The organism is Metabacillus sp. RB-C-LZQ-3-1 (genome assembly GCF_058315175.1).
Window position 1 is genome coordinate 213,278 of the sequence record NZ_JBZFLI010000004.1, and the last position, 20,769, is coordinate 234,046.

The window sequence follows — 20,769 nt, forward strand, 5'->3', positions numbered from 1 at the left end:
TAGTATCAGGAGGTTAGGATGGTCCCAAAAGTTAGTGTAATTGTCCCAGTTTATAATTGTGAAAAATACCTACTTAAGTGTTTAGAAAGTATTTGTAATCAAACATATTCAAATATCGAAATTATCATTGTAAATGATGGTTCAACTGATAATACTGAAAAGATCATTATTAATATGAAAGAACAAGAACATCGAATTATCTATTGTAAACAGGAAAATAGTGGACCATCTGAAGCACGAAACAAAGGGATTTCACTTTCGAAAGGTGAATATTTGGTATTTATTGATTCTGATGATACTGTTGAACCAAGTTACATCGAAATGTTATTAAATGAAATAATAATTTCTAAAGCTGATCTTGTATGCTGTGGTTATAAAGATATTTCAGAATTTGGGATTGTAAATTATTCAGATTTCAATTTTAATAATAGTGCAACTGTACATTCCATGATGGAAATGGTTTGTAAAGGAACTGGTGGAGTATTGTGGAGCAAAATCTTCAAAAAAGAAATCATTAGTAAACATTCTTTGAAGATGGATAAGACCATCTTTATGTCAGAAGATTTATTATTCGTTTTACAATATGTAACTAACTGCAAATCTTTTGGATTAATAAATAAGTATTTGTATAATTACAACAGACTTAATCAGGGGAGTATCAGTTCTAATATTTCAATAGATTATATACAAAACTATATAAGTGTTTGTGTGGTATTAGAAAAAATATTTAAGGATGCTGATTTTGATAAAGAAAAAGCGAATGAAATTATAACCAATAGACTTCAAAGTATTGTAATAAGTGTTCTTGAACAACAAAGTTCCCATATTAAAGAAATTTTTGGGAAAAAGGCAGTTATTAATGTTAATAATATTTTATCTATGAAATATATTTTAAATTATAGTGAAGGTTTTTCAACTAACAAATGGATATATAAACCATTTGTTTTTTTTGTGAAAAAAAAATTTGTTAGAATAAGTATTATTTATGGAATGTATATAAATGCTTTAAGGTTTGCTAAAAGGAAAATTATTATTAGAAAGAAAGTGAGTCTATGAAAAGGCAATTACTATTTGTAATTGATTCACTTGAAATTGGTGGAGCAGAAAAAAGTTTAGTGTCTTTATTGAATATGTTGGATTCTTCAATATTTGAAATTGATTTATTACTATTTAAACAAGGTGGAGATCTTGAGAGGTATGTCTCAAGAAATATAAATATACTACCAGCTCCTGAATACTATAGATTTTTAAATAGTGAAAAATTTAAAGTTAGCAAGAATATGATTTATTTCTACTATAGGTTAAAAACGTCTATCAATTTGAGGCTAAATAATATTAATAAAAGGGCGCTACACAGTGAACAGATAGTATATAAATGTATTCATAAAATATTAAAAACTCCTGAAAAAAAATACGATGCGGCAATAGCTTATAGTCAAGGAATGCCAACTTATTTTGTAGCAAATAAAGTAAATGCCTTTAAAAAATTTGCTTGGATTAATACTGATTATGTTAACACATTATATGATAAAGATATTGATTATGAATCATATAGAAAAATAAATAAAATTATAGCTGTTTCTAAGAATACAATGAATTCTGTTTCTAAGATTCGAAAAGAATATAATAATAAGGTAGACATAATTTTAGATATATTAGACCCAGATATGATAAATAATATGGCAGAAGAACATCAGGTAGTAGAATTTGACAAGTCAGCTGTAAATATATTAACTGTTGGAAGACTAGTCTCAGCAAAGGCTTATGAAAAGGCAATTAAAGTGGCTAATTTACTAAAAAAAGAGGGGTATAACTTCAAATGGTTTGCAATTGGGGAAGGCCCAGATTGGGAAAAACTTCAGCAATTAATAAAAAAGTATGAGTTAAACGAGTATTTTATATTACTTGGAAAAAGGTTAAATCCTTATACATATATAAAAAATTGTGACATCTATGTTCAAACATCTATTAAAGAAGGCTTTGGGCTTACAGTTTGTGAAGCGAAGATATTAAAAAGGCCGATAGTTTGTACAAACTTCCCTACAGCAAAAGAAATCATTGCTCACGAAGAAGATGGATTAATTGTTGAGCATGATATTCAGAGTATATATTCCGGGATAAAAAAATATTTAGACAATGATAATTTTAAGAAAGATATTATAAAACAATTAAATTTAATTGAGTCTTATAGTTCTGTTAACGAGGTTGAAAAATTCTACGATTTATTGAGAAATTAAGGTGGTGAATAAAATGAAAAAGGTATTTGTGGATATTTATTTGCAATTTAATTTTGGGGATGATTTATTCTTAGATATTCTAGCAACTAAATTCCCCAATTGTGAATTTACCGTTAACTATCTTGGTAATAATTATGACGAATTTCTCTCGAATTATAATAAAGTAAAGAGAAGGAAATATTCTCTTTTAAATAAAATAGGTCAGCGACTTAGACTATCTGATTCGATTACAAACTATGATAAAGTAGCAGAGGAATATGATGCTTTACTATTTATAGGTGGGTCTATTTTCAGAGAAGAAGAATATCATCATACATTATATCAAGATCGATTGAAAATGGTTAAGGAATTTAAGAATCGAGAGAAGCCAGTATTTGTTCTCGGAGCAAATTTTGGCCCATTTAAGTCAGATGTGTTTCTCAATGATTACAAAGAATTCTTTAAACTTTGCGACGATGTTTGTTTCAGAGATTTGTATTCGTATAATTTATTTAAAAGTTTTCCACAAGTAAGATATGCACCAGATATTGTGTTTCAAATGGATGTTAATGAATATTTAACTGTTAAAGATAAAAAGAGGATTGGATTTTCGATAATAGATGTAAGACATAAACAAGGGTTATCGAAATTTCATAATGACTATATTAGAAGTACAGTAAGGGCGATAGAAATTTTAGTGAATAAGGGGTTTGAATGCTGCTTAATGTCATTTTGTGAACAAGAGGGCGATTTAAAGGTTATAAATGAAATTAAATCTAATCTATCTTCTGAAATACTAAAAAAAGTGTTTGTATATGACTATAAAGGAGATTTAAAAGAAGCTATCAAATTAATAGCTTCTTTTACTTTATTTATCGCTGCAAGATTCCATGCTAACATTCTAGCAATATTACTTGGTATAGGTGTTATGCCGATTATCTATAGTGAGAAAACAACAAATATGTTGAGAGATATGGATATAGATGAGGTTTTAATAGATATGGAAAATCTCCATTTGCAATTTGATGAGAAATTCATTAAAAAGTCAATTGAAAATAAAATAAGTCTGGAATCTACTAAATTAAATTCTGAGCAGCAATTTAAAAAACTAAGTAAATTTCTTGATACTAATGAAATATATAGAGGAATTATATGAAGAAGAAAATTATATTTATGGTTATCAATATGAATATAGGAGGAACTGAAAAAGCGTTACTTAATATGCTTGCAGAGATGCCAAACGAAAAATTTGACATTACAGTCCTCATGTTAGAAAAGTATGGTGGCTTTCTGAATCAAATACCTCCTGAGGTGAAAGTTGAATATGTAGAGGGTTATGAAAAAATTAAAACTAATTACCATAACTCTCCATATGTTGTTGCTAGATCCCTTTTCCGTGAAGGGGAAATTTTCCAAAGTTTCAAAATATTAATATTTCATTTCATCTCAAAATATTTGAACAACCGAAATTACTTTTTTAAGCATTTGTTAAAGGAATGCACGGTTAAAATCGAAGAATATGATATTGCTGTTGCTTATGCTGGACCAATGGATCTAATTAGTTATTATGTGCTAAATAAAATTAAAGCAAAGAAGAAAGTCCAATGGGTGCATTTTGATGTGACAAAAATAGGTTTCAATTATTCATTTGAAGCAAAATTATTTAACAAATTTGATAATATATTTGTTGTTTCAAAGGAAGGAAGAAAAAAATTAATTAATTTAATTCCTTCAATAGAAGATAAATCAGAGGTATTTCCAAACATTGTCTCTAAAAATTTAATACAAAATCAAGCTAAAGAAGGAATTGGATTTCAAGATGATTTTGAAGGTATTCGAATATTGACAGTAGGCAGATTAACCCAAGAAAAGGGACAAGATATAGCCATTCGGGTTTTAGCAAAATTAATTGATGCTGGTTATAATGTTAAGTGGTATTGTGTTGGAGAAGGAAGCTCCAGACTAAAATACGAAAAGTTAATTAAAGAATGTAATTTAGAAGGGAATTTTATACTCCTAGGTGCAGACCCAAACCCTTATTCTTATATTGATCAATGTGATATCTATGTCCAACCATCAAGACATGAAGGGTATTGTATAACTTTAGCAGAGGCAAGATGTTTAAATAAACCAATTGTAACTACTGATTTCACTGGTGCGAGAGAGCAAATAAAAGATGGAGAAACTGGATTTATTGTAAGGATCTTTGAAAAAGATATATATAATACAGTAGTAAAATTGATTGACAATCCAAATTTACGAAAAAAATTAACGGATAATCTTACTAAGGAAGCGATAAATGTTTATCAATCTATTAAAATGAATAGATTATTTAAAACAGAAGTTGGTGTTATAAATGAAGAAAATAGCAATTGTTACTAGAAGAATGATCATGGGGGGAATAGAAAAAGCTTTAATATCTATGGTGGAAGCTATACCCAAGGATGGGTTTGAGATAACTGTTATGGTCATGGGAAAAGGAGGTGAACTTAAAGACGAAATTCCAGAACATATTAAAGTAATTTGTTTATTTGGTAATGAGAATTCAGTGGTAGGGAAAATATGGCATAATGTAAGGGAAGGAAGGATAATAAATTCCTTGAAAATTGGAAGTTATGCAATATTAGCCAAAAGAGCAAGAAATATATATGAAAAGGAATACTGTTATTCAAAAATGTTGCCAACTATAAAGGAAGAATATGATTTAGCAATTGCATACCATACACCTGCATCTTTCCCAGTAATGTTTGTAATGAATAGTATTAATGCAAAATATAAAGTTGCGTGGATTCATAGTGATGTTGAACAATATACAAAAGAATTAAAACCCTATAGACAGTATTATTTAAAGTACGACAAAGTATTTTGTGTGTCTAAATATGCAAAAGAGAGATTTGACAAGATGTATCCTGAATTGAAAGAAAAAACGGCAATCTTTTATAATATCCTAGATAAGAATAAAATTAACGAATTATCAAATAAAGATGAAGGTAATATCGATTATTTTGAAGGGATAAAAATATTAACAGTAGGAAGATTAGCCTCACAAAAGGGGCAAGATATTATACCGAGAATTCTGAAAAAGTTAAAAGAAGCAGGTTTTAAAGTAAGATGGTATTGCATTGGAGATGGAGAAGATAGAGTTAAATTAGAGAGTATAATCAAAAAATTAGATCTTGAAAAGGATATAATTTTATTAGGAACAAAGGCAAATCCATATCCTTTTTATAAATTATGTGATATTTATGTGCAACCATCAAGACATGAAGGATATTGTATTACATTAGCAGAGGCTAGGGTATTTAATAAACCCATTGTAACTACTGATTTTGTTGGAGCAAGAGAGCAAATAATTGATGGGGAAACAGGTAGTATAGTTCGTTTTAATGAACAAGAGATATATGAAAGTCTTGTAAAATTATTAACTGATAATAACTTGTTAGAAAGGTATAGACGAAATTTAGAATTAATTTCAACAGATAATAATACTGAGATTAAGCAGCTACTTAGTTTAATTTAATAAAAAATATGCAGGTGAATTAAATTGAAAAGAATAGCTATAGTTACAAATCAATTAACAGTGGGTGGTTGTGAAAAAGCACTGATCTCTATGTTAAAAGTCTTCCCTCAAAATAAATATAAAGTTACATTATTTGTAATGTCAGAAGGAGGGGGACTTTATAAAGAAGTTCCTGATTACATTGATGTAAAGATCATTCCCTATATTTCAAAAGGTATTAAAAATATAGTTCTAAATTATGTTAAATCAGGGGATTTAATTAAAACTGGAAAAGTTCTTGTAAACTTCGTAATGCAAAAATATAAAAAGTATTATGGACAGTATTATCACCTTTCTAAAATACTGCCTAAAATCAATGAAGAATATGATTTAGCTATGTCATATTTTGCACCGTGTGAATTTCCTGATTGGTATACAATAAATAATCTTAATGCACGAAAAAAAGTGGTTTGGGTCCATAGTGATGTATCAAAATTTGTAGGAATTAATCAACCGTTATGCCTAAATATGTATTCTAAATTTGATAAGATATTTTGTGTTTCAAAGGACTCGAAGGAAAGTTTTATTGATACATTCCCTCAATTAGAAAAAAAAGTAGATTTATTTTATAACATAATTTCTAAGGAAGATATTACCTCTCTTGGTTATAGTGAAGGATTTAGTGATCAATTTGAAGGAATGAGAGTTCTTACAGTAGGTCGATTATCAAAAGAAAAAGGTCAAGATATAATTCCAAAAGTTCTTTCAAGATTAATTAAAGATGGACATAAAGTTCGATGGTACTGTGTAGGCGATGGAGCATTGAGAAAAGAGATTGAAAAACGGATTGAAGAGTATAATTTATCCGAATACCTATACTTATTAGGTAATAAACTAAACCCTTATCCATATTTTAACCAATGTGATATTTATGTGCAGCCGTCGAGGTACGAAGCATATTGTACAACTGTTGCTGAAGCAAGATGTTTTAATAAACCAATAATTGCTACAAATGTTGCGGGCACAAGAGAACAAATAAAGGATAAAGAGACTGGTTATATTATTGAGTTGGAAGAAGATGAATTATATAACAAATTAAGTTACCTGCTTCAAAATGAGGATATTAGATCAAAATTCGAGAAAAATTTAAGAGAAATAAAAATAAATACTGTTAAAGAAATGCAAAAACTAAATGAATTATTAGCATAATTTCTTCTGAATAATGTCTTAATATTAAGTGTGAATAGTTTTATTCAATTTTTTGTATTGTCGTGATATTAATTGTAACAGTATGATTTATTGGTAAATAAAGGAGGATGGAAAATGTCCGCAGTAAGTCTTATAGTTGCTGCTTATAATATTGAAAAGTATATTACAAAATGCTTAGACTCATTAATGAACCAAACTTTCAAGGATATAGAGATTATTGTTGTGAACGATGGATCAACAGACTCTACTTTAAAAAAAATTGAGGAAAAGGCTGATGAAGATAGTCGGATAAGTATAATTAATAAAAACAATGAAGGTCTAATAGAAGCTAGAAAAGACGGCTTTAAACATGCAAGAGGTGAATATATTTTATTTATTGATGGGGATGACTTTATAGATAAAGAAACAGTTTATATTTTGTATTCTAAAGCTATTGAAACAAATTATGATATTGTTTGTTATAAATATATAATTTTACATGAAAACGGTATAAGTGAAAAACAAATACAGCCAGACTTTGACTTAAGAGGGGAAGAAAATTTCCTGAAATTATTATTAACAAATCAAATTAGACCTAGTATATGTATAAAATTTATAAAAAAAAGTTATATCATTAATAATAATATATCCTTTCCGGAAAATATAACTTTTGCAGAAGATCTAGCGTTTTCATGTTCATTAGCAATGTTTAAACCAAAGGTGTGTATGTTAGATGAGTATTTATATTATTATTATAATCGAAATGATTCAGTAACTAGGAAAATATCACCGAAAGTATTAGAAACAAAAGAGGCATTTAAATTTATATATGCACAATTGAAAACTAATAATTTATTAGTCAAGTACAAAGATGAATACAATTATTTAGCTTACATACATAATTACTATTATAGAAGACATTATATCTATGAAATTAATGATAAGCTAAGTAAAATTCTATTTAAAGAATGGAAGAATATGAAAATCGATATTTATAGCAATAAATATTACAAAAATTTAACTAATAAGATGACTTTCAAGGAAAAAATTTCCTTGAAACTATTTGAAAGAGTATACATATTAGGTAGATTATATTTTTACCAGAGAAGAAAAACTTAATGAAATATTATATGTTAGTGGGTAAATTACATGAGAACAGTAAATTCAATGAAGAATATAACAATAGGTATTCTTACACAGGTTATAATGACACTCCTTGGTTTTATTTCAAGAAAAGTATTTCTAGATAGTTTAGGTGTAGAATATCTTGGAGTTAACGGTTTACTTACGAATGTCCTTGCAATGATGGCTTTAGTAGAGGGGGGGGTCGGTTCAAGTATTGTTTACCAGCTGTATAAACCGCTTGCTGAAAATGATAAACCTAAAGTTATAGCGTTAGTTCAATTATATAAAAAAGCATACAGAGTATTAGCCTTCATTATTCTTATTATTAGTATATTATTATTTCCTTTTTTAGAATTGTTAATGAAAGATAGTAGTTCAGTTTCATATATTACATTTGCATATTTTATATTTGTAGCTAATACACTCTTATCTTATGTTAATGCACACAAAATTTCCTTAATAAATGCGGATCAGAAAGGTTATGTTTTAGCAAGGATAAACCTTGGGTTTTCAATATTTACAACTGTTACCCGGATCATTGTTCTAATTCTAACAGAAAATTATATCCTCTATTTACTAATTGAACTTGTAATTGGAGTAATCCAAACTATTATTAATGGAAGCGCTGTAGATAAAAGGTATGCTTTTATTAATACAAAAGAGAAGTATTATATTAATGAGATAGAAAAGAATAGTTTAATAACTAATATAAAAGCTATATTTCTCCATAATATTGGTACATTTTGTGTTTTGGGAACTGATAACATATTAATTTCTGCGTTTATTAACATTGCTACAGTCGGAATTTATTCAAATTATACCATGATTATTAATTCATTATCTGCTTTAGTAAATCCTATAATAGGGGGAATAGGAGCAAGTGTAGGAAATTTAATAGCTTCAGGAGATAGTGATAAAAATTATTATATTTTTAAAATTTCATATTTAGTAAATTTTTGGGTGTATTCTCTTTGTGTAATCTTTCTATATAACTTATTGAATCCTTTCATTAATTGGTGGCTTGGAGGAGGATACACTTTAAATGAAATGACTCTGATACTTATATTAATAAACTTCTATTTGATGGGTTTAAGAGGCTCTATAAATACATTTAAAAATAAAGCAGGAATATTTGTTAAAGATAAATTTATTCCATTGATTGAAGCAGCAATAAATTTAGGCGCATCAATTATCTTAGTACAATATTTAGGTCTAGCAGGAATATTCTTAGGAACAACGATTAGTACTCTTACTACTGTTTTTTGGATTGTTCCACGGTTAACTTATAAGTATGTTTTTAAACAACCTGTAGGATCTTATTTTATTAAGTATATACTTTATGCAACATTAACTTTTTTTGTCTGCTTAATAACATTATATGTATGTAATAGTGTGGAATTAGAAAGTATTTTTTTGTCTCTAATTGTAAAAGGACTTATTTGTTTGATAATACCTAATATAGTTTATATTTTAATTTTTTATAAAAGTCAAGAATTCCAGTATATATGGAAGTTATTTACTTCAAATTTAAAAATTAGGATAGCATTAATTAAGCATAGGACTATGTGAATTTGAAAATTTTGTAGTATTATTTGGTACATCATTGATCCCTTTTGAAAGGGTAGATTTTTTACAAAGGATACAATTCATTCTAAGATAACAATAAATTTCTTACAAGAATACACTTTGTTTTGTTGGTATACTAATGTTAGTATTAGTCCATTTACTGTATGAATCATTTATAATTGAACATTTACAGATATTAGAATTTTATTTTCGATTATCTTATGGATAAAAGTATTATAGTAAAAAAGCACTAAGCTTAATTGATAATCATTCGACAAATATATGGCTTACGCACATGTTCTTTTATTTTGAGCTTACAATTGCCCTTAAATACCCAGTTTTGATATTTGTATGTTTAATATTATTATGTATAGTATCATCATTTGTGATAAATTTCTTTATACAAACCTATAAGTTTTATATTAAGAAAGATTTTCTTTGTGAAAAATAGAAAAGATATTAGTAGTTAATTTTAGAGAAACCAAACAATTTAATGTGAATTGATTGAGTAAATACAGCTTTATATTGAAATACTATATAAAAAGGGGAGAGATGTTTTTGTATATTTAAAATTAATTTTTTCTTCTCCCCATGACTTAATCTGCATTTACTTAATATAGGTTTATATAGTAAATATTTATAATTGTGTATTAAATTTTAGAGTGAATACAATGTCTGAATTTATCTTTTCATTGTTTTGAGTAATTAATTTTGTTTTTGGTATTGCTAAGGTTGAACCATTTTTTCGATATGCACCGTCAATCGTAATAGTTCCTTTAGTATTATTACCTGAATTGTTAGTTGTTACAATAGTATTATCAGATAGGTTTAGATAATTTTCGGTAAAAACTCTTAAAGTAAACATACTACCAAGAGCTACATTTTTGTCTATTACATTAAAAATATTATTAATTATATTTAGCCTTGGTATATAGCTAAAAGAAACACCAGGTCCTCTAGCTTCATGAACAGATGTTCCATAAGGAGCATCCCAAATAAATTTGTTGTTTATAAAACTATGAGCAATGTATCCATTATCTTCGGCTAACACTTCATTTGCTCCTAACAAGCCACTTCCATCAAACCTAAGTGATAGATTATTAAAAACTGAATTTTCCACACGCATCGACTCAGTGACAACTATTGATGAATAGTTTACTTTATTACCACTGTGAATAAATTCGCAATTTTCTATAACTAAGTTTTTGGTTTTTACAAGATTGCCTCCGCCATTATCATCTGTTAAAAATTTCACATTTGAAAAGAACACATTCTCGGAAGTGTTCCATGCTGCTACCCATCGATTACATCTTCTAATATCAAATAGTGAATCATGTATTTCTATATATTTACTACCGAAGGAGTACATGTCGATCATACCTGGGTCATCGAATGTAAACTTACAATTAATAATTTTTGTTGTCTCACCACCAAAATGGATACTGGATTTTGCAAACACACAATTCTCTAAAGTGGTGTTACCTCCATTAAAATTAAAAGTTTGACCAAAGATAGTATCATTTCTAAACGTACAAAATGTGCCATCTTTTTCAACACCACTTGTTATTGATCTGCCATTAATATTTCCATAATACATATTATTTAGTGAATAGTAATCATCACCACTACCGGAGAAAACAAATGCTCCTCTAAATTTATTATTTTCCACATGAACACCTCTAGTGCTGATGCAGACAAAAGCTCCTGACCGATTATCATAAATATTGCAGTTTTTAATAGTTATTTTTTGATTTGTCATATAACCATCTTCAACATCTATACCAAAACCAGGATTTGTTCCTGTTGAATTATTCATTTTATTGCTATTATTATATATTTCACAACTATCAAATGTTACAAATCTTCCACCATTAATTGATGCACCGAGTCTTCTATTTTTATGTGATTTACAATTTGAAAAATTAATATACTGAGGGATTTTTGCACACATAACATAATGTAGATTACCATTCATTGAATCGAAGTTCTGTAAAAATGAGAATCTTACTTTTGTTGTACCTGCTGGTAATGAATCTAAATAGATGAATTCATAAGAACGAGTATTTCTAAATCCAAGGTAGGTATCATCGGATTTGTAAAAATGCACTTTTATTACAGTTTTATTAAGGTTACTTCCAGTACCATATCCACCATACCCATCACCAGCGTAATAAAAGTATCCGACTGATTTTACTAAATTTCCAGTTACATCAAAATATTTCGAAACGGTAGTATAGTTGGTCTTTGTATTATCTATATTGCCTTGACTATTAATATCACCCTTTGCAAAATGGGCAGGATGTTGAGCTCCACCTATTGCGGAAAAATCCATCGAAGTTACAAATCCATCTCCAGTGCATTCATAAGCCTCACAATTTTTTATTTCAATGTTATAACAGGAATTTTTACATTCAATCCCATGACCCCATTCATGTGTTCCGCCACTTGAATAATCATGTGTTTCTCTATCACCTTTTAATGTAGCACCTTCAATTGTAACGTTTTTAACGCTATCACAAGTTAGTATAGAATAGCCTGTAAGATTATTTGATTCTTTTATGAATAAACAATCATATAATTTATAATGTGTGTTACTTTGCAGTAATATAGAAGAATTTTTATCAATAAGATACTGACCTTTTGGTAACACAACTGTGTAAAGACTGTTATCTTTTGCCCACAAGAGGGCACTATTTATTCCATTAGTGGTGTTCAATGCATCTGTTCCATTATTTTTTATTCCCCAACGATCAAGTTCAATTACATAGGTTGCATTAGAACTAGCCATAAAAAATATCAATCCTCCTATATTAATAATAATTTATTTGTATTCAAGTATTTACCAAAATGCTTGGACAAAATGGTAATAAAATAGTTCATAATAATACTGACAATATATTATTGTTTAATAAGGATTAACCAATTAAATTATTTGAAACGGTTGAATAAAAATTAGAAGGAGTGTAATATGAAATTAGGTTCTTTATAAAGAACAACAAACCTGTTTAATATTATAATGTTTTTATCTCATAGGCAAAATAAATTAATTTTATCATTTGTGAAGTTGTAAGAAATAAATCATTCATATCTTATTGAGATTAAATTCTTTATTAAGATTAAATTCTTTATTAAGAATATGTTAGATTTTTCACTACTTAATTACTATTGATAAAAATTAATAATAAGGAGGTTTTATAACATATGTCCATCCTAATCACAGGCGGAGCAGGTTATATCGGCTCCCACACATGCGTAGAATTATTAAACGCAGGATATGAAATTGTAGTACTCGATAATTTATCAAATAGTAAGGTGGATTCGCTTGATCGTATTAGAGAAATCACCACCAAGGATTTTAAATTTTATCAAACAGATTTGTTGAATAAAGCTGAATTACAAACCATTTTTGCTGAAAATAAAATAGAAGCTGTTATTCATTTCGCTGGATTAAAAGCAGTTGGAGAGTCAGTTTCGATACCATTGCATTATTACCAAAACAATATCACCGGAACTTTAGTACTATGTGAAGTGATGGAGAAATTCGGAGTTCATAATATGGTTTTTAGTTCATCAGCAACAGTATATGGTATGCAGGAACAAGTACCACTCTCTGAAGAATTACCTCTTCAAGCAACAAATCCATATGGAAGAACAAAGCTAATGATCGAGGAAATATTACGTGATCTGTATGTTTCCAATAAAAATTGGAGTGTCGCTTTGTTGCGTTACTTTAATCCGGTAGGAGCTCATTCTAGTGGGTGTATAGGTGAAGATCCGAATGGTATTCCAAATAATCTTGTACCGTACATTACTCAAGTTGCTGTAGGGAAATTGTCTGAGCTTAGAGTTTTTGGAAATGATTATACTACTCATGATGGAACAGGGGTTAGGGATTATATCCATGTCGTAGATCTTGCTGCTGGCCATTTAAAAGCCCTTGAAAAAGTTATGGCATCTTCAGGCGTAAGTGCATATAATCTTGGGACTGGTACGGGATATAGTGTTTTGGAAATGATTCGTGCTTTTGAAAAAGTAACTGGTAGATCAATACCATATCGTATCATCAACCGAAGACCAGGCGATATTGGTGTTAGCTATGCTGACCCATCAAAAGCACAAAAAGAATTAAAGTGGGTAGCAAAAAAAGGACTTGAGGAAATGTGTATGGATTCCTGGCGGTGGCAATCTAATAATCCTAATGGATATGAGATAGGTATTACAAGACCAATTGAATTGAATGTTGCCAGGTAGATAGGTAAGTAAAATTCATCCTTTGGAAAGAAAATTAAACAAGACGAAAAAATATCTTATAAAGCAGTTGCATGATATATAATTGTATAGTATTGTTCTTTATATAGAATATTTTGTTCGTAAAAAGATAAAAACTTACTTAGGGAAAGAATTATTAATTTTGCACATTAGTTCTTTATTAAGAACTAATGTGATTTAAAAAGCTATAAACATAATATAACTTTAAATCTATGTAATTACTTATCACTTATAAATTAAACTAGTGGAGTTTAACATTTATTGGGTTAAAGCTCAAAGTAATCAATAGGTTAACTATGTGATGAATTGGATGGTTATACCAACAGAAATAAAGTTAAGGTTTTCTCTTTTACTATACATCTTCGTCATCAATAGAATATCCAAGTGGAAAATGGATCTTTAATTTGATTGTTTTCGGAATAGCAGCACATACAGTTTTATTAAATCGATTGTGGTTATTTATTGTGTTCGGATAAATTGTAAAGGGGTGTATTATGTATAAAAAACATTGCTCACGCTGTATGTGTATGTTATATAGTAGTTCAAATCTGGCGAATTGGCAATGTCCACATTGTGCAAACGACTTAACCGAAGAAAAAGGGAAAAAAGTAGACCATTCAATTAATATACCATTACTGAATAGGAATCTGAATCAGCAAATTGGCATCGATACATATCGTCAACTTTCTATGAGTACTAGAATGATTAGTAAAAAGTAAATGAATGTTGAAAAAATTTTAAGAGTTACGTATACATATATGTTCGTTAAAAAGAATACTTTGGATATAGCAATTTATGTTCTTTTTATTGCATAGGAGTGGAAATATGAGTGCAATCGCTGGAATTGTTCATTTAAACGATGAGCCTATAGATGTAGAACAAGGCAAAAATGTTATGTTAGCTTTACAGAAATATCCTGCTGACGATGTTCAGGTTTGGCATAATGAGAGAATATTTTTCGGTTGTCATGTACAGTGGATAACACCAGAATCAGTTGGTGAACAAATACCTTACTATGATTATGAAAGACAATTGCTTATTACAGCAGATGCGATCATTGATAATCGGAAGGAATTATTTCAAAAATTACAAATCAGCCCTAGTGAATCTAGGATCACTGACAGTCAGTTAATTTTGCTTGCCTATGAAAAATGGGGAGAGGATGTGCCAAAATACTTAGCTGGTGATTTTGCTTTTTTGATTTGGGATGAAAGAAGGCGGCAACTGTTTGGGGCTAGGGATTTTTCAGGAACAAGAACATTATACTTTTTCCATAATAAAGCGAAATTTGTATGTTGTACTGTTATGGAACCTTTGTTTTCATTACTATACATTCAAAATGGTTTAAATGAACAGTGGCTTGCCGAGTTTATTGCTATTCCGGTTACTGCAGATTCAGTATCAATAAATACAACAGTTTATAAAGATATTCAGCAAATTCCACCTTCCCATACGATAAAAGTCCAGGATGGAAAAGTTGAATTATCAAGATATTCAGTAATTAACTCCGGAGAAAAATTAAAGCTAAAATCAAGTAATGAATATGAGGAAGCATTTAAAGAGGTGTTTGACATAGCGGTTGGAGATAGGTTGCGAACCTACAAGCAAGTTGGGTCACACCTAAGCGGAGGTTTGGATTCAGGATCAGTAGTAAGCTTTGCGTCAAAAACGCTTAAGAAAAAGAATAAAAAGTTATACACTTTCAGTTATGTACCTGTAGATGACTTCATAGATTGGACACATAGAACAAGGGTAGCGAATGAAAGACCATTTATAGAATCAACCGTTCAGTATGTTGGAAATATTTCGGATCAATATTTGAGTTTTCCGGAAAAAAATCCCTTTTCAGAAATTGATGACTGGTTAGATACTATGGAAATGCCCTACAAATTTTATGAAAATTCCTTTTGGTTAAAAGGGATTTATGAACAAGCTAATCAACATAATGTTGGCATACTTTTAAACGGGCAAAGAGGTAATTGGACAATATCATGGGGGCATGCTTTAAATTATTATGCAACTCTATTAAAGAGGTTGCAATTATTAAAGTTATATAAAGAAGTAAATTTATATAGTAAGAATATGGGTGTTACAAAAAAGCGTACCATGAAATTTGTTTGGAAAAAAGCACTTCCAATGTTATATAGATCCCTTTCAATACAAAAACAAGAAACCTTTCCAACATGGATTAATCAAGATTTTGCAGCAAGAACAAGTGTATTTGAAAAGCTTGAAGATCATGAAGTAGATATTAAAGGTACTGCAGTTACTAATGTATATGAAATAAGGAAGAATCAATTTGAACAATTACACTTTTGGGGATTAAATGGCACTATAGGAACAAAACTATCTTTGCGGCATTCTCTATGGGAGCGTGATCCTACGAATGATCTAAGGGTCATTAATTTTTGTATTTCAGTCCCTGAGGATCAGTATGTTCAAAATGGTCTTGATCGGTCTCTTATCCGTCGGTCTACTAAAAATTATTTACCAGATAGCATAAGACTTAACCAACGTTCTAGAGGAATTCAAGGGGCAGATGGTATCCATAGAATGAAACAAAGTTGGACATCTTTTATTGAAGAGCTCTATCTAGTTTCAGAAGATCCAACAATGTCAAATTTTATTGATATTGATGTTTTTCGAGATTCGATAGAAAAGGTTAAGAATAATCCAAAACCTGAGTTTATATATGAGTTTGAATTTAAGATATTGATGCGCAGTTTAATTTTATACCGATTTTTAAAAAGGTTTGAAGGGAGGTGACGATATGCAAAAGCAATGGAAAGCCCCAGAATTGGAAGTGCTTAATATTAGTATGACGATGGCTGGTCCTGGAATTAAAACTCCAGATGCGGTTCAGCCAGATCCGGATGCTCATGATCATGATGTGGTTAATTATAGTTAATGTTAGGCAAATTAAAAATGAATGTAGGAGCTCTTATACATTTTTTGTGTAAGGGCTGTTTCTTTCTTAATACAGACAGGAGGGGATTAATGTTTTCTTTTTTACTGATTAATATACTATTCCTATCATTATATTTCGAATTTTGTATGTTCGAATTTAAAAAACGATATCTTTTATTAATTGACGTATTTTTATAAAAATGGTAATTTTATCTTATGTTCGTTCTTTATAAAGATTATATTTATTGAATTTTATAATTTTTCCAGGGATTTATACACATTCGTTCTTTATAATGAATGATGATATTAGATTATGCCTGTTTTTTAGGGGGGAATAGCCTCAAGAAGATATAATTATGTTTAAGGTGTCTAAATATGAATTTGTTGGTTCTAATTTATTAGTGTATTACCCTATATTCCAAGAAATAAAGCTGGATAAAAACAGAAAATGAAATATAAATTATTGATTAAAAATTTTAAATTATTTGTCAGGAGAGTATTAAATATGAGTGCAATAGTTGGGATTGAAATGTTTAATCATAAGCCTATAAATTCTATAGAACTTAATAATTGGATAAAAACATACCAATCTTTCCCTGCAGATGACATTCAAACCTGGCAAAAAGACACTATCTTCTTCGGCTGCCACGCTCAATGGATAACTCCTGAATCAATTGGAGAAAGACTGCCATACTACGATTATCATAGACATTTAGCTATAACAGCTGATGCAATTATAGATAATCGTGAAGAGTTATTAGAACGGCTTCAAGTTGGAAGATCCCAATGGAGGTCAATTCCTGACAGTCAAATAATATTACTAGCTTATTCTAAGTGGGGAGAAAATGCTCCAAAGTATTTAATTGGAGATTTTGCTTTTATGATATGGGATGAAAAAAAGAGAAAACTCTTTGGTGCAAGAGATTTTTCCGGTGCAAGAACACTATATTATTTCCACGATAGAAATCAGTTCGCCTTTTCAACTTTAATAGAACCTCTGTTTTCTTTACTAAATGTAAGAAAGAGTATAAATGAGGAGTGGTTAGCAGAGTTTTTAGCTATACCAAACATGGTTGAGAGCGTTGATATGCATTCAACTGCCTATAAAAATATTAAACAAGTGCCACCTTCTTATAGTATTACTGTAACAAACAGTGATGTGAAATTAACCAGGTATTGTACTATCGAGGTTAACGAAAAATTAAAACTAAAGTCTAATGTGGAATATGAAGAGGCTTTTCGAGAAGTCCTACAAAGAGCAGTGACAGATCGATTAAGAACATATGGTGAAGTGGGATCACACTTAAGCGGTGGTTTAGATTCAGGTTCTGTTGTAAGTTTTGCTGCTAGAGAAATGAAAAAAAATAATAAGGAGCTACATACATTTAGTTATGTTCCAGAGAAGAATTTTGTTGACTGGACATCAAAATATTACGTACCGAACGAAAAGCCCTTTATAAAAGAAACAGTTAATTATGTTGGGAATATTAAGGATCAGTATTTGGATTTTCCCGGAAAAAACCCTCTTGATGTAGTAGATGATTTTCTTGACATAATGGAAATGCCTTATAAATTCTTTGAAAATTCATATTGGTTAAAAGGGATTAATGAAGAAGCACAAAAGCAAGGGATTAAAGTGCTTTTAAATGGAGCAAGAGGTAACCATTCTATTTCTTGGGGTTCCATGAATTTGACTTATAGTTATTATGATTCTCTTTTCAAAAAACTAAGATGGTTCCGACTCTATCGGGAACTAGAAGAATATTGTAAGAATTTTAGGACTGGTAAATCTATAATGATACCATTTTTGCTTAAAAGAGCATTTCCTTCCTTTAGTGCTAAAAGGAATAATACATATCAATTTCAACATTTTATCAATTCGGATTTTGCTAGTAAAACGAATGTGTATGAAAAACTAAGGGCAAATGGCATAGATATAAGTGGTACACCTGTAAAGAATTTTAGTGAGTATAGAAGGAGATATTATCAACAATTATTTGTCTGGAATAAAAGTGGAGTGGTCAACACGAAAATGTCCTTAAGGTACTCTCTCTGGGATCGTGATCCTACAAATGATTTACGTGTTATCCGGTTTTGTTTATCTATACCTGAAGAGCAATACACAATAAAAGGATTGGAACGATCTTTACTTAGAAGAGCTACAAAAAACCTACTGCCTGACTCAGTGAGGTTAAATCAAAATAGTCGTGGCATCCAAGGTGCAGATACCATTCATCGAATGTCAAAAAATTGGACATTATTTATTAAAGAATTGGAACAATTAAGTAATGATACTGCAATTTCACAGTTTATTAATTCAGAAGTAATAAAGAATGCAATATTCAAGGTAAAAGAAAATCCTAAGCCTGAATTACTTCTACAAGATGAATTCAAGATATTAAATCGTAGTTTAGTAGTTTACCGATTTTTAAAAGCAATGTAATAAAGGGAAGGAGGTGAACACCATGAGGAAAAATTGGAGAGAACCTATTTTAGAAATACTTGATATAAAAATGACTATGAACGGGCCAGGTAATGCTAACCCGGACTGTTTTGATGTTTCTGAGGGCAGAACTGAAACTCATGAAGGACAGTCTAATGCATCTTGTAAAAATCCAACACCTGGTAGTGAGCTAGGAAGTTAATTTTAAGTAAATTCATAGTACGCCCCTTATGCTAAACAAGTGTAGGGGGAGGGATTATATATTATGGGGGATCTCGTGTTGAGAAAAAACATTAAAACAAAAAAACATTATAAAGCATTTGGGTTAAGTGTAATAAGTGACATTCAGCTGCCTGAATTGCCATTCTATTATAATGATGACAAGCTAGCAGATGTTGAAATTATGAAGAAAGACCTTTCTTCGGTTTGGGACAATTTATTTGAAGGGAACCAATACTTTTCCTATAAAAAAGATGTTATTCTTTTCCGCCTGCCAGAAAAAGCAATCTTCATGATTAAGAACGGAAATAAAATTTATTACTCCCCAATGAATAACACCTCAGAAGACCAAATACGACTATATCTCCTAGGGACCTGTATGGGAGCTATATTAATGCAAAGAAAGGTACTTCCTCTCCACGGAAGTGCAATAGCAATAGACGGGAAGGCATATGCAATTGTTGGTGATTCAGGTGCAGGAAAATCAACTCTTGCTTCTGTTTTTTTAAAGAAGGGATATCAACTTATTAGTGATGATGTTATACCAGTTACTTTAAATGAAGTGAACATTCCGATGATAACACCTGCCTACCCACAACAGAAGTTATGGCAAGAAAGCTTGGACCAATTTGAGATGGAGTCAAGCCAATATCGTCCGATTGTTGAAAGAGAAAGTAAATTTGCCATTCCAGTTTTCAATCAATTTGCTTCTAAACCATTACCGCTCGCTGGTGTTTTTGAATTAGTTAAAACAGAAAATGACGTAATTCAATTTAATCCAATTCAGAATCTACAGAGCCTCCACACATTATATTATCATACGTACAGAAATTTCTTTATTCCCGCGTTAGGTTTATTGGATTGGCATTTTAACTTAACAGCAAAAATATGCGAAAGTATTAATTTATATCAAATGCGTCGCCCTGTATCTCGATTTTCAGCACCTGATTTAGCAGAGATCATTTTATCAACAGTTAAGAAGGAGGAAAAGATTTATGGTTAAACTTCAAGAGCTTTTACCAAGTCATATTGTCAGTCAAGGAGAAGGCAACATTGTAAGTGATATGGGTGGAGAAAAAGTAATGTTAAGTATTAATAATGGAAAATATTATAATTTGGGTGAAATAGGTGGAGTTATTTGGGATTTGACAAAAGAACCAATAACCATCGAACAACTAGTAGCTCATTTAGTTTCTCAGTATGAAGTTGAACAGAATGAATGTGAACAACAAGTGATGAATTTTATTAAGCAATTAAATAATGAAGGTTTATTAATAGTTGAAAATTAAATTCTAGTTCATTTATTAATCCAGAAAGGAAAAGTTGGCTTGAATAAA

At 29.8% G+C, this 20,769-nt stretch carries 17 protein-coding genes; 16 read left to right on the plus strand and 1 reads right to left on the minus strand.

Features of this window, described 5'->3' with window-relative positions; translation table 11 throughout:
• Positions 1-18: 18 nt before the first annotated feature.
• From AC4GZ8_RS08590 to AC4GZ8_RS08625, 8 genes are all read left to right on the plus strand, one after another.
• On the plus strand, positions 19-1,056 hold the full coding sequence (locus AC4GZ8_RS08590) for a glycosyltransferase family 2 protein (RefSeq protein WP_491081440.1): 1,038 nt from the start codon (positions 19-21) through the stop codon (positions 1,054-1,056).
• Positions 1,053-2,237 (plus strand): glycosyltransferase, encoded by a 1,185-nt coding sequence (locus AC4GZ8_RS08595; protein WP_491081441.1) that lies wholly within the window; start codon positions 1,053-1,055, stop codon positions 2,235-2,237. Before AC4GZ8_RS08590 ends, AC4GZ8_RS08595 begins: the two co-directional genes overlap by 4 nt.
• Before the next feature lie 13 nt (positions 2,238-2,250).
• On the plus strand, positions 2,251-3,372 hold the full coding sequence (locus AC4GZ8_RS08600) for a polysaccharide pyruvyl transferase family protein (protein ID WP_491081442.1): 1,122 nt from the start codon (positions 2,251-2,253) through the stop codon (positions 3,370-3,372).
• Positions 3,369-4,598: a glycosyltransferase gene (locus AC4GZ8_RS08605; protein WP_491081443.1), complete on the plus strand. Its 1,230-nt coding sequence runs from the start codon at positions 3,369-3,371 to the stop codon at positions 4,596-4,598. The genes AC4GZ8_RS08600 and AC4GZ8_RS08605 overlap by 4 nt, the downstream gene beginning before the upstream one ends.
• Positions 4,573-5,736, plus strand: a complete 1,164-nt coding sequence (locus tag AC4GZ8_RS08610; protein WP_491081444.1) for a glycosyltransferase — start codon at positions 4,573-4,575, stop codon at positions 5,734-5,736. Before AC4GZ8_RS08605 ends, AC4GZ8_RS08610 begins: the two co-directional genes overlap by 26 nt.
• Before the next feature lie 24 nt (positions 5,737-5,760).
• Positions 5,761-6,924: a glycosyltransferase gene (locus AC4GZ8_RS08615; RefSeq protein ID WP_491081445.1), complete on the plus strand. Its 1,164-nt coding sequence runs from the start codon at positions 5,761-5,763 to the stop codon at positions 6,922-6,924.
• 114 nt (positions 6,925-7,038) lie between these two features.
• Positions 7,039-8,022 (plus strand): glycosyltransferase family 2 protein, encoded by a 984-nt coding sequence (locus AC4GZ8_RS08620; RefSeq protein WP_491081446.1) that lies wholly within the window; start codon positions 7,039-7,041, stop codon positions 8,020-8,022.
• A gap of 30 nt (positions 8,023-8,052) precedes the next feature.
• A complete protein-coding gene (locus tag AC4GZ8_RS08625; RefSeq protein WP_491081447.1) occupies positions 8,053-9,597 on the plus strand; it encodes a lipopolysaccharide biosynthesis protein in 1,545 nt (514 codons plus the stop codon).
• Positions 9,598-10,231: 634 nt separating this feature from the next.
• Here the strand turns inward: AC4GZ8_RS08625 and AC4GZ8_RS08630 are convergent.
• Positions 10,232-12,382, minus strand: a complete 2,151-nt coding sequence (locus AC4GZ8_RS08630) for a right-handed parallel beta-helix repeat-containing protein (RefSeq protein ID WP_491081448.1) — start codon at positions 12,380-12,382, stop codon at positions 10,232-10,234.
• Positions 12,383-12,795: 413 nt separating this feature from the next.
• Between AC4GZ8_RS08630 and galE the strand changes: the two genes are divergently transcribed.
• The 8 genes from galE to AC4GZ8_RS08670 all read left to right on the plus strand — a co-directional run bounded on the left by galE (position 12,796) and on the right by AC4GZ8_RS08670 (position 20,721).
• Positions 12,796-13,845 carry a UDP-glucose 4-epimerase GalE gene (galE, locus tag AC4GZ8_RS08635; protein ID WP_491081449.1) on the plus strand — a complete coding sequence of 350 codons (1,050 nt, stop codon included), beginning with the start codon at positions 12,796-12,798 and terminating at the stop codon, positions 13,843-13,845.
• Between the two features lie 512 nt (positions 13,846-14,357).
• Positions 14,358-14,582 (plus strand): hypothetical protein, encoded by a 225-nt coding sequence (locus AC4GZ8_RS08640; RefSeq protein WP_491081450.1) that lies wholly within the window; start codon positions 14,358-14,360, stop codon positions 14,580-14,582.
• 106 nt (positions 14,583-14,688) lie between these two features.
• A complete protein-coding gene (locus AC4GZ8_RS08645; RefSeq protein WP_491081451.1) occupies positions 14,689-16,629 on the plus strand; it encodes an asparagine synthase-related protein in 1,941 nt (646 codons plus the stop codon).
• Between the two features lie 4 nt (positions 16,630-16,633).
• On the plus strand, positions 16,634-16,771 hold the full coding sequence (locus AC4GZ8_RS08650) for a paeninodin family lasso peptide (RefSeq protein ID WP_491081452.1): 138 nt from the start codon (positions 16,634-16,636) through the stop codon (positions 16,769-16,771).
• Positions 16,772-17,275: 504 nt separating this feature from the next.
• Positions 17,276-19,213 (plus strand): asparagine synthase-related protein, encoded by a 1,938-nt coding sequence (locus AC4GZ8_RS08655; RefSeq protein ID WP_491081581.1) that lies wholly within the window; start codon positions 17,276-17,278, stop codon positions 19,211-19,213.
• A 22-nt stretch (positions 19,214-19,235) separates the two neighbouring features.
• Positions 19,236-19,415: a paeninodin family lasso peptide gene (locus AC4GZ8_RS08660; RefSeq protein WP_491081453.1), complete on the plus strand. Its 180-nt coding sequence runs from the start codon at positions 19,236-19,238 to the stop codon at positions 19,413-19,415.
• A gap of 78 nt (positions 19,416-19,493) precedes the next feature.
• A complete protein-coding gene (locus AC4GZ8_RS08665) occupies positions 19,494-20,435 on the plus strand; it encodes an aldolase (protein WP_491081454.1) in 942 nt (313 codons plus the stop codon).
• Positions 20,428-20,721, plus strand: coding sequence for a lasso peptide biosynthesis PqqD family chaperone (locus AC4GZ8_RS08670; RefSeq protein WP_491081455.1), 294 nt, complete (start codon positions 20,428-20,430; stop codon positions 20,719-20,721). Before AC4GZ8_RS08665 ends, AC4GZ8_RS08670 begins: the two co-directional genes overlap by 8 nt.
• Positions 20,722-20,769 lie beyond the last annotated feature (48 nt).

Bases quoted from the DNA above. Each gene is read 5' to 3' on its own strand.
- AC4GZ8_RS08590 (WP_491081440.1), top strand. From the start codon at position 19: ATGGTCCCAAAAGTTAGTGTAATTGTCCCAGTTTATAATTGTGAAAAA.
- AC4GZ8_RS08595 (WP_491081441.1), top strand. From the start codon at position 1,053: ATGAAAAGGCAATTACTATTTGTAATTGATTCACTTGAAATTGGTGGA.
- AC4GZ8_RS08600 (WP_491081442.1), top strand. From the start codon at position 2,251: ATGAAAAAGGTATTTGTGGATATTTATTTGCAATTTAATTTTGGGGAT.
- AC4GZ8_RS08605 (WP_491081443.1), top strand. From the start codon at position 3,369: ATGAAGAAGAAAATTATATTTATGGTTATCAATATGAATATAGGAGGA.
- AC4GZ8_RS08610 (WP_491081444.1), top strand. From the start codon at position 4,573: ATGAAGAAAATAGCAATTGTTACTAGAAGAATGATCATGGGGGGAATA.
- AC4GZ8_RS08620 (WP_491081446.1), top strand. From the start codon at position 7,039: ATGTCCGCAGTAAGTCTTATAGTTGCTGCTTATAATATTGAAAAGTAT.
- AC4GZ8_RS08625 (WP_491081447.1), top strand. From the start codon at position 8,053: ATGAGAACAGTAAATTCAATGAAGAATATAACAATAGGTATTCTTACA.
- AC4GZ8_RS08630 (WP_491081448.1), bottom strand. From the start codon at position 12,382: ATGGCTAGTTCTAATGCAACCTATGTAATTGAACTTGATCGTTGGGGA.
- galE (WP_491081449.1), top strand. From the start codon at position 12,796: ATGTCCATCCTAATCACAGGCGGAGCAGGTTATATCGGCTCCCACACA.
- AC4GZ8_RS08640 (WP_491081450.1), top strand. From the start codon at position 14,358: ATGTATAAAAAACATTGCTCACGCTGTATGTGTATGTTATATAGTAGT.
- AC4GZ8_RS08645 (WP_491081451.1), top strand. From the start codon at position 14,689: ATGAGTGCAATCGCTGGAATTGTTCATTTAAACGATGAGCCTATAGAT.
- AC4GZ8_RS08650 (WP_491081452.1), top strand. From the start codon at position 16,634: ATGCAAAAGCAATGGAAAGCCCCAGAATTGGAAGTGCTTAATATTAGT.
- AC4GZ8_RS08655 (WP_491081581.1), top strand. From the start codon at position 17,276: ATGAGTGCAATAGTTGGGATTGAAATGTTTAATCATAAGCCTATAAAT.
- AC4GZ8_RS08660 (WP_491081453.1), top strand. From the start codon at position 19,236: ATGAGGAAAAATTGGAGAGAACCTATTTTAGAAATACTTGATATAAAA.
- AC4GZ8_RS08670 (WP_491081455.1), top strand. From the start codon at position 20,428: ATGGTTAAACTTCAAGAGCTTTTACCAAGTCATATTGTCAGTCAAGGA.